Source organism: Ketobacter sp. GenoA1, from assembly GCF_003671475.1.
GTDB lineage: Bacteria > Pseudomonadota > Gammaproteobacteria > Pseudomonadales > Ketobacteraceae > Ketobacter.
Map to the genome: position 1 here is coordinate 823,829 of NZ_RCHM01000042.1, position 13,312 is coordinate 837,140.

Sequence of the window (13,312 nt, forward strand, 5' to 3'; positions counted from 1 at the left end):
CGTCAGGGGCTGTCGTCAGGGGCTGTCCGGCTTGGTTGTTCGTTGAACAAACGTCATAACCATGGGTCATAAAAGGTCATGTATAAGGTTATAATGGCGTGAACTCCGTGTGCGGGACACTACCGCAGGGTATGATTGGGGAGTTTATCCGCCCCTGGCTGGCCGGGGCAGAGGCTCAATCAATAACCCGCTGAGTCAACAACTCATTGTTACTGTGGATTGATGCTGTGAATAATTGCGTGAAGGCGATGGCCGTCCGCAGCCTGCTGCTGCTGTGGGCGTTATGCTCCGCGACCCTTGCTCACGGTGGTGATAGCACCGGGCCGTCGTTCGAACCGGAATTGATGGTGTATGAGCAAACCGATGAACGTCGCAGCCCCCTTGACGTCGCAAATGTTCCCACCCTGAAGCAGGCGTTTGGGTTTGAAGACTGGCTCAGCAGCACCAACAAAGGCTATTCCTATACGCCCCATTGGGTCCTGATACCGTTGCGCGGTGCCTATCAGGCGCTGGGCAACGATCAGCCACTGTGGCTTGCGTACGGGTACCCCCTGGTGGATTCCATTGCGGTTTATTTTCTACAGCAGGGGAAATGGGTACTGGCGGCCCGAACCGGCGATCAGCATCCCTGGAAAACCCGTAGCCGGCATGCCCCGGAGTTTTATTTCCCCATCCCGCCGGACAGCCCCTACGCCTTGGTTCGATTGCAAACCATAGGTTCCCTGCAGTTTCCTTTTTCAGTCTACAGTGACAGCGGTCTGGAAACGCAGCTCTATGATCAGGGTATTGCCCACGGCTTGTTCTTCGGCGCCCTGATTATCATGATTTTCTACAATCTGTTCGTCTTCCTGATGGCAAGGGAGGTGGCTTATCTTTATTACGTTATTCTTATTTCAGCCATCTCTCTGTTTCAATTGGCCGTGATGGGGTATGCCTCGATGTATCTGTGGCGTGACGATCCGGGCTGGTTTAACGCGCATATTCAACCCATCACCATCGGTATTTGCCTCACCTTTGTTACCTTGTTCACCCGAAACATGCTCAATGTGTCCGGCATCAGTACGAAGCTGGACCGGTTGCTGCTGATGGAAAGCGGGCTCAGCGCCTGTATGGCTCTGGGGGGCTTCTTTGCCTCTTACACCTGGATGGTGCGTATCACGTCCATCTGGCCTTTGCTGGTGGTGGTTACGGTGATTGCCGTGGGTGTCGTGGCGGTGATCAAGCGCCAGTCGGGGGCTTGGATCTTTGTGGCTGCCTGGGGGGCCGGGCTGGTGGGTGCGGTGTTGTTTTCCGCCCAGCAGCAGGGCTGGCTGCCCGCCAATGAGATTACCATTGGCTCCCTCAAACTGGGAATCGTGCTCAACGTGGTGTTACTGTCTTTTTCCCTGGCCTCTCATATTCGTCAGTTACGTCGGGAAAAAGAAAATTTCGAAAAAGAGGCGCGCCATAATTATGAGTTGGCACTGGTGGACGGATTGACCGGTGTTCCCAATCGCCGCGCCTTTGATGAAAGGCTGGGCCAGGAAATCGACCGCGCGCGGCGGGACCGGCGCAACATTGCGCTGTTGATGATCGATATTGATTATTTCAAGAATTTCAACGATGCCTATGGTCACCAGCAGGGTGACGATACCCTGGTACGAACGGCCCTGATTATGCGGAATTGTCTGCGACGGCCTTCGGATACCCTGTTTCGTTATGGCGGGGAAGAGTTCAGTGTTATCCTGCCGGACACGGATGAGGAGGGTGCCCGCTATACCGCTGACCGGGTGATGAGCGCCATTCGGAAGCTGTGCATTCCCCACAGCGAAAGCCCGTTTAAGCAGATTACGGTCAGTATTGGGGCCGCTGTGGCCAAAAATGCTAATATTGAGGCTGAGGATTTTATCCAGATTGCCGATCAGGCTCTCTATCAGGCGAAGCGAAAAGGGCGTAATACGCTGATTTTGACTGAGCAGCGGGATAACCCGGTGGTTAATATTGGCGATTATTTCAAAAACACACCAAAAGACACTTTGTAACCTCTTTAAACTTCCCGATAAATCCCCCAAAATTAAGAGTTTACCTCATCCTGATCAGCTCGCACCGCATCAGGCGTAAACGGTATGTATACTAATAACAATAACAGCAGAAAACAGGAAAAATATGAACGTAGTTGAGTTTCTGGCTTCTCTCGCAAAAAAGGATATCCGTCTTTGGCTGGAGGGTGAAAACCTGCGCTTCAGCGCACCGGAAGGTGCTTTTACCCCGGATATCAAAGAGAAGGTAGTGGCCAACAAACCGGCCATCATCGAATTTTTGCGCCAGGCCAGAAAACTCAATGAAACCGCTATTGAACCCGTATCCAGGGATCAGCCGCTGGTCACTTCTTTCGGCCAGCAACGGCTTTGGATACTGGATCAGCTGAATCCCCATGATGTCACCTACAACATGTCCAGCGCGCTGCGTATCAAGGGGGCGTTGGAGGTGGCGGTACTGGATAAAGTGCTGCGGGAACTGGTGAAGCGGCACGAATCCCTGCGCACCTGCTTTGATGATCGCGATGGTGAACCGGTACAGATTGTGTTGCCGGCGGATAAGTGGAGCCTGTCCCAGCGGGATTTGTCTGAGCTCAGCGATCGCCAACAACAAGAAGCCATCGAGCAGGCCGTCGATGCCGAATCCCTGACCCCCTACAATCTGAAAACCGGGCCGTTGTTCCGGGCGCAATTATTGCGCCTTGCTCCAGAGCATCATGTACTGATTGCAGGCATGCATCATATCATTTCGGATGCCTGGTCTATGGAGGTGCTGGTGAAGGAGTTGAGCATTCTCTATATGGCGTTTTCCGCTGGTATGAGCTCGCCTTTAGCACCGCTTTCTATTCAATACGCTGATTATTCTGCCTGGCAACGCCAACAGATGGAAAGTGATGAGATGGGCAAGCATCAGGCCTATTGGCAGCAGACCCTGGCTGGTGCTCCTGCGGTGCTGGCGTTGCCCACCGACCGTCCGCGGCAGGATATCCCATCCAATAACGGTGCCCTGAAGGTAGTCTGCTTACCGGATGCCCTGGCCGGTAAAATCAACCAGGCTTGCTCTGATCTGGATGTCACTCCGTTTATGTTTTTTCTGGGGGCTTGGCAGTTACTGCTGGGGCGCTATGCCGACACGCAGGATGTGGTGATTGGTTCACCCATTGCCGGGCGCAGCCGCAGTGAAGTGCAGGAGCTGATCGGCTTTTTCGTGAACTTGTTGTTGATGCGCCTGGATCTTAGCGGCAATCCATCGGTGAAAACCCTTTACCGCCGGGTAAAGGAAATGGCCCTGGGTGCATTCAGCCATCAGGACCTGCCCATAGACCGTTTACTGGAATCTATGGAGGTAGAACGTCAGCCGGGTTATCCACCGCTGGCCCAGGCGGCGTTTCAGTTGATCAACATGCAGGATGCGCAGGGCGCCAACCCTTTTGGTGATGCACCGGTGCAGATAGAAGCCATTCCCGCCAGTCATGTGGCGGCCCGTATGGACATGGTGTTGGGGGTTGCAAAAACCGGGGATGCCTATGAGGCCAGCCTGGAGTTCAATACCGATTTGTTTGATGACACCACCATCAGCAGCATGATGGATCAATATTTGTTTTTGCTGGATGCGCTGGCATCGGATAAATCCCAGCGATTGGACGATATTGTACTGTATGACGATCAGCACCTGTTGCAGCAACTGGGATTTGATGCCGAACAACACAGTATTTTGGCTTTGAACGCCAATCAGCAATCCATGTTGCTGGATCAGCTTGCGCATCCCGACACCATCCAGAATGCCTATGGTATCTACGCTGATTTTCCATCAAAGCCGGATTTGGATACATTGGAATCGGCCATTCAGTTGGTGGTGGATACCTGTGCGGTCCTGCGTACACGGTTGGTGGAATGTGCCTTGCCCGCTGCGGATATGGCCTATGCGGTGATGCCCGGGCAGTTGCCCGTTGCGTTGCAGGTGATTGATCTCAACTCCGAACATTGGGCCAGCTACTCCATCCACGATGCCGCCATGAAATTGATGCATCGACCCTACGATGTGTTGCGGGATGCCTTGGTTCAATACTATTTTTTGCATAGAAACGAACAATTCAGATTGGTCATCGCGTGTCATCACATCGTGCTTGATGGCGCATCCACCTATCTGCTGATGGAGCGGATATTGGACCGTTACAATAAGCTGCGTGGCGGCCTGCAGCCGGTAGCGCAGAGCCAATTGACAGCGGACGAAGGTGCCGCGCACTTTTTGAATTGGAGCAAGCCGCTGGCGGACAGCGTGCAGGTCCGGGATTATTGGCGACAGAAAGCCATGGCCGTTGAACCGCTGAACTACTCTCCGTCGGCGAACTATCGTAATGCTGCTGCAGAGTCCCCGTTCGGTGATATCGTGGAGCGCCAGTCCCTGGATCACCGGCAGGTTGCCACCATTCGGGAATACTGTGCGCAGCAGGGTATTAATCTGCCCCTCTATTTCAAAACGTTGTTCGCATTGATGGTGCAGCACTACTGCCGGCCCGATTCCGGTTTTGCCTTTGCTGAGTTTTTTGCCTGTCGCCGGCAGCCATGGGCGCAGTCCCTGGGGTGTTTCTATCAACAGTTCCCATCAGTTGTTCCAGCCGATGTATTGGGGCCAGACACAACCATTGCCCAGTGGCACTCCGCCTTAAAAGACAGCCGTGACAGTGCGCGGGAATTTCGCACCCTGTCATTGCAGGCGCAGCAGCAATTGATGCCGGTGGGCCGTGCTGTGTTTATGTTCAACTACTACAATTTTGTCAGTCATACCCAGGTGGATGGAGACACCATTCAACCGGTGATGTCTGCGCCGAAAGTAGAGGGTGGCATCCAGTTTATTATCAAGGAGACGGCAACAGCCATTGAGCTGGAGTTGCGTTACGATGCTGCGGTATTCAACGGTTTGCAGTTTTTATCAAGAACGTTGCATCTGAATGAACAGATCCAGTTTGAAGCTCCGCCTGCTGCGGCACACCTGCAATTTCTCTCGGCAGCTGAACAGATGCGGCTGGCAGGGACACCGCCCAGCGCCATCGCCCAGACCGATAACGTGGTGGCCCGCTTCCAGCAATCGGTAGCGCAAAGCCCCGATCATGCAGCGGTTATTTCTGAGCAGGAAACGTTAACCTATGCAGAACTGAATCTGCGTGCCAATCGTGTGGCTCATTACCTGTTGGATAACGGGGTCAGGGAAAACGTTCGGGTAGGGGTATGCCTTGATCGGAGTACGGATCTGCTGGTGGCAATTTGGGGTGTTCTCAAAGCCGGTGCCGCCTATGTCCCACTGGATCCCTCTTACCCAAAAGAGCGTCTGGCCTATATGGTGGAGGACGCTGCAGCGCCGCTGGTGATCACGCAGGAGTGTCATCTGCAGGCACTGGGGGATTTGGCTGCCGGTGTACTGTGCCTGGATCGCGATGCTGCCGCACTGGCGGCGCGGCCAACACATAACCCTGAGATCCAGATTGATCCCGATAGTCAGATCTACGTGATCTATACCTCCGGATCCACAGGGCGACCCAAGGGTGCCATGGTGCGCCACAGTGGAGAAATCAATCTGCAGCATTGGTATCTGGAGCTGCTGGGGTTAACCCCCCGGGATCGAACCCTGATGATCAGTGCGGTGGGATTCGACCTCAGCCAGAAGAACCTGTTTGCCCCGTTGCTGGCGGGGGCGGCTATCGTCATGCCAAGCATGGAACTGTACGACGAACATGAACTGCTGTCCCTGATTCGCCAACACCAGGTGACCTGGGTAAACTGCGCACCGTCTGCGTTCTACCCCATTGCCGAGTTGGCTGCAGCCGATGGGTACAAAGCCCTGACCAGCATGCGTTATCTGGTGTTGGGTGGTGAGCCCATTCGCCTTACTCCACTCTATCACTGGCTCACCAGCCCCAACGCCCAAGTGCAACTGGTGAATAGCTATGGCCCCACTGAATGCACTGACGTGGTTTCCTGTCATGTCCTGGATGTCATTGACAGCCCCGATCAGATGATTCCCGTGGGGAAACCCATTGCCAACACACAACTGTGGATTCTCAACCATAACCTGCAGCAGGTGGTGCCCGGGGTGGTGGGTGAAATCTGCGTATCCGGCGCCGGTGTCGGGCTGGGTTATATCAATCGCGATGAACTGACTCAACAGGTGTTCGTTGAAACGGAGCTCTGTGCCGGCAAACTGTATCGTACCGGCGATCTCGGGCGGGTGCTGCCCAACGGTGACATTGAGTACATCGGGCGTAAGGATTTTCAAATCAAACTGCGGGGGCTGCGCATTGAGCTGGGTGAAATTGAGCACGCCCTGAAAGCCTTGCCCGGCGTTGACGACTGCCTGGTGGTGGTACACGAAGAAAAACTGGTGGGTTACATCGTTGCCGAAGATGAGCCCAGTGCCTGGCGGGAAGCCCTTAGGGATCATATTCCGGAATATATGATTCCTTCGTTGCTGCTGAGCGTTCAGCAGTGGCCTTTGACACCCAATGGTAAAGTGGATCGAAACGCACTGCCGGATCCTGATGCCGCCATTTCCGATTTGCAGGTATACGTAGCCCCCCGTAACGAGACGGAGCAGCGTCTGGTGGCGATCTGGCAGGAAGTACTGCAACGCAGCAACATTGGTATCCAGGATAATCTGTTTGATGTGGGGGGGAACTCCCTGTTGGCCACGCGCATTGTTTCCCGCGTGAAAAAGCAGTTTGAGGTGCCGCTTTCCGTGCGCGAATTATTCACGGCACCCACGGTTGCCGAGTTGGCCGTGGCGGTGGGGCGTGCCGGGCAGACCCGCCACATTCCGCCCATTCAGGCGCACAGCGGGGATGAGCCGGCACCGTTATCCTATGCCCAGCAGCGCCTGTGGTTCCTCGATCAATTGGAGCCGGGCAGCACGGCCTACAATATGCCCGGGGCGTTTCGACTGACAGGGCGCATCGAGATTGGTGCCCTGCAGCGTGCGCTCAAGGAAATCGTTGCCCGCCATGGGGTGTTAAGAACGCATTTTGCCCTGATCGATGACGAGCCGGTGCAGATGGTTGCGGATCCGGATCAGTGGTCGGCGCAGGTAATAGAGCTGGCTGCGGCATCCCCGGCCCAGCAGCAGGTGCGCATTGATCAGGAAGTTGAACTCCTTTACAGCCATGTGTTTGACCTGGCGGCAGGGCCCCTGTTTTATGTGAAAATACTGGTGTTGGGCGAACAGCAGTATGTGTTGCTGATCAACATGCATCACACGGTTTCCGATGGTTGGTCCAATGGGATACTGATGCGTGAATTAGGCATGCTGTACGATGCCTTTGCCCACGGCAGGCGTTCGCCCTTGCCGGATCTCAGGATTCAATATACGGATTTTTCCCGCTGGCAGCGGCAATGGCTGAGCGGTGAGGAATTGGAACGCCAGGTAGGCTTCTGGCGGGATGCGCTGGCGGGCGTGGAAGTCTTGGGGTTACCCACCAACCAACCACGCACCGTGGACACCGGCTTTGCCGGTAACGTGCTTTCTTTCCAATTGGATTCGCTGTTGACCCAAAAACTGAACCGTCTTTGCAAACAGCAGGGTGTCAGTTTGTACATGGCAACGCTGTCCGCTTACATGGTGTTGCTCTCCAAATACACCAGCCAGACGGATATCGCGGTGGGCAGCCCCATTGCAAACCGTAACTTCGAAGAAATCGAGCCGTTGATCGGTTTTTTTGTCAATACTCTGGTGTTGCGGGGCGAGCTGGATCTTAAGTCCACCTTTACGGAATTCCTGGCTCAGATTCAGCAGAAAACCCTGGATGCATACTCCCATCAGGACGTGCCCTTTGAGCGTCTGGTGGATGAATTGGTCAGTGAGCGGGATATGCTCCATGCGCCACTTTTCCAGGTATTGTTTTCGCTGCAGAACGTGGGAGTCAATGGGCAATCCGCCATTCCCGGTATTGATCTGGAGTCCATCAGCAATCATCAGGTCGTTGCCAAGTTTGACCTTGAATTCAGCCTGATGGAGCAGGGCGATGTAATTAATGGGGAAGTGGTTTACCGAACGGGCTTGTTTGATAAAGCGTTTATCCAGCGCCTTATTCATCATTACCTGCGGGTATTGGAATGGCTGGCAGATGCACCCGAAACCATACTGGAAGAAATCTCGCTGATTTCGCCGGCAGAAGCTCAGCACTTACATCACTGGAACGCTACGGAGAGGGAATACGATCGTTCCGTGACGGTGCATCAGTTGATTGAGGCTCAGGTAGACCGGACTCCGCAGGCCGTTGCCCTGTTGCAGGGAGATGATGCCATGACCTACCAGCAGCTGGAGCAACGGGCTAATCAGGTGGCTCGTTTGTTGATGCAGCAGGGGGTTGTAGCGGGGGATATTGTGGCCGTTATGATGCCCCGTTCCGCCGAGCTGATGATTGCGATACTTGGTGTATTGAAGGCCGGTGCTACCTATCTGCCTCTGGACCCGGCCTATCCGGCGGAGCGCATCGATTACATGCTGTCGGATTCCAGTGTCAAGGTATTGGTATTGGATACAGAGCAACGTTGCGCACCCAGTGTCGACGTGTCCAACCGTCTTGTTCTGGATAGCTGTACGGAAGTGCTCGATCGTCTGAGTGCTGAACGTCTGCCATTACAGGGCAGTGCGCAGACTCTGCTCTATGTGATCTATACCTCCGGCTCCACCGGTAAGCCCAAGGGGACCGGTGCCCGCCACCAGGCAGAAGTGAATTTGTTGAACTGGTATTGCCGTGATTTTCAGATGTCGGCACAGGACAGAGTGTTGTTGGTCAGTGCCATTGGTTTTGACCTCACCCAAAAGAATCTGTTTGCCCCCCTGGTCAGTGGTGCTGCGTTGGTGCTGCCCCGCAGTCATCAATACGATCCCCAGGAACTGCTTGCCGATGTGCAACAGCACAAGGTGTCTTGGATTAATTGCGCCCCCAACGCATTCTATCCATTGTTGGAAGAGTGTCAGCACGAGGGGCAGCGTTTTACTCAGCTGCAGAGTCTGCGTTGGGTGTTCCTGGGTGGTGAGCCGATCGATTTTGACCGGGTGTCGGGCTGGCTTGAGCATGGCAGCGGGCAGTTGGTCAACAGTTATGGGCCCACTGAATGTGCTGATATCGCCACCTGTCATGTAGTCAAACCTCAGGATAAGTATAAGTCAGGGTCTCTTCCCATCGGTGCTGCCATCGACAATGTGAAATTATATATTGTTGATGAGCGGTTACGCCTGGTGCCGGAGGGTGTCCCCGGTGAGCTTTGTATCGGCGGCGAAAGCGTTGGCCCCGGATATTTTAACGAGCCTGAGCAAACCCGGGATAAGTTCGTCGCCAATCCGTTCGTGGAAGAGGGTTCCACTTTGTATCGAACCGGGGATCTGGCCCGCTATCTGAGTAATGGCGAGGTGGAGTATCTCGGCCGCATTGACACCCAGGTGAAAATTCGCGGCTTTCGCATTGAGCCCGGTGAGATAGAAATGTTGTTGCGACAAATGGACGGTGTCAGCGCCAGCTGCGTCATCGTTCGCGAGGACACCCCGGGCCAGAAAGTATTGGTCGCCTATGTGGTGACCGACTTGGATTACACGCAAAGTCAGTTTCGCACTTATCTGCAACCCCGGTTGCCGGAGTTTATGATTCCGGCCGCAGTGGTTTTGCTGGACGCGATGCCGCTGACACCCAATGGCAAAATCGCCAGGAATCAGCTTCCCATCCCGGTTTATGGGGCGGAAGAGGATCGTGTCATTGTTGAACCGGCTACTGAAACCGAGCGCAAAGTGTTGTCGGTCTGGCAGGCTATCCTGAAACGGAACGATCTCTCCGTGGTGGATGATTTCTTCTCTGTAGGGGGCCAGTCCTTACTGGCAACCCAGGTCATGTCCCGATTGCGGCGGGAATTTGAGGTGAACATTCCATTGCGGGCTTTGTTTGAGGCGCCCACCATTCGCAATATTGCCGTGCAGATTGAACTTGCCAGAGCCGGGGCTGCCCATGCTCTGCCACCGGTTGAGCCGGTGGCCCGAGGTGGTGATCTGCCGCTTTCCTATGTGCAGCAGCAACTGTGGTTGTTGGATCAACTTGATCCCGGTACGGCCGCTTACAACATGCCGGTTGCCCTACGGGTGAAAGGGGAGCTGGATGTGGAAGCCTTCAAGCAAAGTTTCCAGCGCATTGTTGAGCGCCATGAAACATTGCGAACCAATTTCAGCACTATCAATGGCGAACCGGTAGCGATCATCAACGAGGCGCGGGTGTGGGCGATGCAGGAGAAAGATCTGTCCGCACTGGACAGAGTGAGCCAGGATGACGCCCTGCAGTCACTGATTCGCGAGCAACTGGACACCGGTTTCAACCTGCAATCCGATCCGCTGTTGCGGGGCATTCTGGTCAAACTGACCGCGGCTGATGGAAAGCCTGAGCATGCCTTCATCGGCGCCATGCATCACATTATCTCCGATGGCTGGTCTTTGAACGTGATGACCGCCGAGTTGATGGAACTTTATCAGGCAATTGTGGAACAGCGTGAAGCCCGCTTACCCGAGCTTGCCATTCAGTACGTTGACGTCGCTGCCTGGCAGCGGAAATGGTTGTCCGGTGAGGTGCTGGATCAACATATTCAGTACTGGCGTGATCGCCTGGATAACGATGGGCAGGTGCTGCAGTTGCAGACGGATTATCCGCGGCCAGCCGTCATGACCTCCCATGGCGCTGTGGTGCGGGCCCGGATATCACCCCAGGTGGTGGGGCAAATTACCGATCTGGCCCAGGAAGAAGGCGCAACCCTGTTTATGGTGCTGGTGGCGGCCTATCAGCTTTTATTGCATAACTATACCGGTCAGGAGCGTATCAATATTGGTACACCCATTGCCGGACGCGATTCCGTGGAAATGGAGCAGCTGGTAGGTTTCTTCATTAACACTGTGGTGTTGTCCACCGAGTTGCAACCATCCCAATCGGTGCGTGAACTGCTGCGGCAGGTGCGTGAAGTCACCTTGGGGGCTTACGCCCATCAGGCGTTACCATTTGAAAAGTTGGTGCAGGAATTACGGCCGCCACGGGATTCCTCCCGTACCCCTTTCTTTCAGGTGTTTCTCAATTTATTGAATTTGCCGCCGCAGACCGATGGCGATTCACCGTTGAATATCGAGCCTCTGCTGCAGGAAGATAATCACAGTCACGCCAAATACGATTTTAACCTGTATGTCAGCGAGGAACCGGACGGCAGCCTGGATCTGGTGCTGGTGTACAACTGTGATTTGTATCGGGCGGATACCGCGCAGACTTTCCTTGATGGTTTCAAATGCCTGCTGAGCAAAATGGTGGTAGAGACTGAAACCAGCGTTGCTGATTTGAAGCTGTTGGCTTCGCCGCTACCGCAATGGATGCCTGATCTTACCCGGCTGGTACCTGAGCAACAGTATGTCAGCCCGGTGCAGCGTTTTCTGCAGATGGCCGCAGCCCAGCCGGATGCGGTGGCACTGGTGAGTCAATCCAATCAGCTGAGTTACCGGGAGCTGGAACAGCAATCACGCCAGTTGGCGGCTGCATTGCAGCAAAAAGGCGCAGGCGCAGAAACAGTGGTGTCGGTTCTGGCCACCCGAAGCTCAGAGTTGGTGGTTGCCTTGTTGGGTATTCTGCGTTGCGGTGCCGTGTTCAATATTCTGGATTCTGGTTATCCGTTGGAGCGGTTGCAAACTCTGGTACAGCAGGCGCAACCCCTGTTCATCCTGGACGCAGCCGGGCAGGAGGATAACCGTGGGCAGCTACAAGCGGCGTTTGGCGTGGAACTTGTATCGTTGACCACCATAAGCCAGCAGCAAACCGGAGCTGTATTCACTGAGTCCCATTCGTCCGACAACCTGGCCTACCTTGCCTTTACCTCGGGCTCCACCGGGGTGCCCAAAGGTATTAGGTCCAATATTAAGCCACTGGCGCACTTTGTTGACTGGTACATCACCCGCTATGACATCGGTCAGCAGGATTGTGTGAGTATGCTGTCCGGGTTGGCGCACGATCCGCTGCTACGGGATATCTTTGTGCCGTTGTCGGTGGGGGCACGGATCGCCATTCCGGACGCAGACTGGATGCTGAATCCGGAATCCCTGTTGACCTGGTTCCAGACCAATGACGTATCCATCTGCCACATCACACCGTCCATGGCCCGCCTGATCCTGGACACCGTAGCCAAGGAACAGACGCTGGATCAGCTCCGCTTGATGGCAATCGGCGGTGACCGCTTGAGCCGCGACCTTGCCGGCGCATTGCGTGATCTGGCACCGAACTGCAGGTTACTGGGTTGCTATGGTGCTACCGAAACCCCCCAGATAATGGGAGTTTACGAGGTGCCTGTGGTGCTGGAGGAAGAACCGGAGTATGTACCGGTGGGCACGGGTATCGAGGGTGTGGAACTGCTGGTTTTGAGTCGGGATGGCAGTTTGTGTGCACCGGGCCAGGTGGGCGAAATTGTAGTAAGGACCCCCTATCTGAGCCTGGGTTATCTGGGTGCGGGACACAACCCCGCGGAATCAGAGTCGTTCTCCCTTAACCGGTTGTCACACGATGAACAGGATCGTCTTTATTTCACCGGAGATAAAGGCCGATATCGGGTTGACGGTGTGGTGGAGTTCCTGGGTCGCATTGATACTCAATTGAAAATTCGCGGCTTCCGTGTCGAGCCGGAAGAAGTGGAGTCAGCTATCGTCAATGCGCTTGGCGGTGGTGCCGGTGCGGTGGTTGTGGGTGGCAAGGATCCACGGGGCGATGATTGTCTCATAGCCTATGTTGCATCGTCCGCAGAGGATGCTGCCAACCCGTTGCGGGTTGCCCTGCGCCAAAAGTTGCCTGAGTACATGATACCGGCACTCTTTATCCCCATTGAGCGTGTGCCGCTGAATCGCAATGGTAAAGTGGATCGTCATCGGCTGCCGGATCCTACCGGATACTGGGTGGCCCGGGAATACGTGGCGCCGCGTAACGAATTCGAGCAGGAAATTGCTGATATCTGGCAGGCGGTGCTCAAGATAGATCAGATCAGCGTTGCAGATAACTTTTTCGATGTAGGGGGCCATTCACTGCTGGCGGTGCAGATCGTATCCAGAGTGAAGGAGCGCTACCAGATTGAATTTTCCATGCGCCGCCTGCTTGAAATCGCAACCATTGAAGGCATGGCCAGCTATGTCGAAAATGCTCTGTGGATTCGAGATGCCGAGACTCAGGAAGAGGATACCGGTGACGATTTTGAAGAACTCGAAATATAACCTCTAATAATAATTCAGAATGACCTTTTACAGGAAT

The 13,312-nt window shown here is 54.7% G+C and carries 2 protein-coding genes; both read left to right on the forward strand.

Going from position 1 to position 13,312, the window contains the following annotated elements:
* Window positions 1-227: 227 nt before the first annotated feature.
* Entirely contained in the window at window positions 228-2,021 is a 1,794-nt protein-coding gene (locus tag D9N13_RS17605; protein WP_290592719.1) for a diguanylate cyclase, read from the forward strand.
* Window positions 2,022-2,145: 124 nt separating this feature from the next.
* On the forward strand, window positions 2,146-13,275 hold the full coding sequence (locus D9N13_RS17610; RefSeq protein ID WP_290592721.1) for a non-ribosomal peptide synthetase: 11,130 nt from the start codon (window positions 2,146-2,148) through the stop codon (window positions 13,273-13,275).
* Window positions 13,276-13,312: the final 37 nt, after the last annotated feature.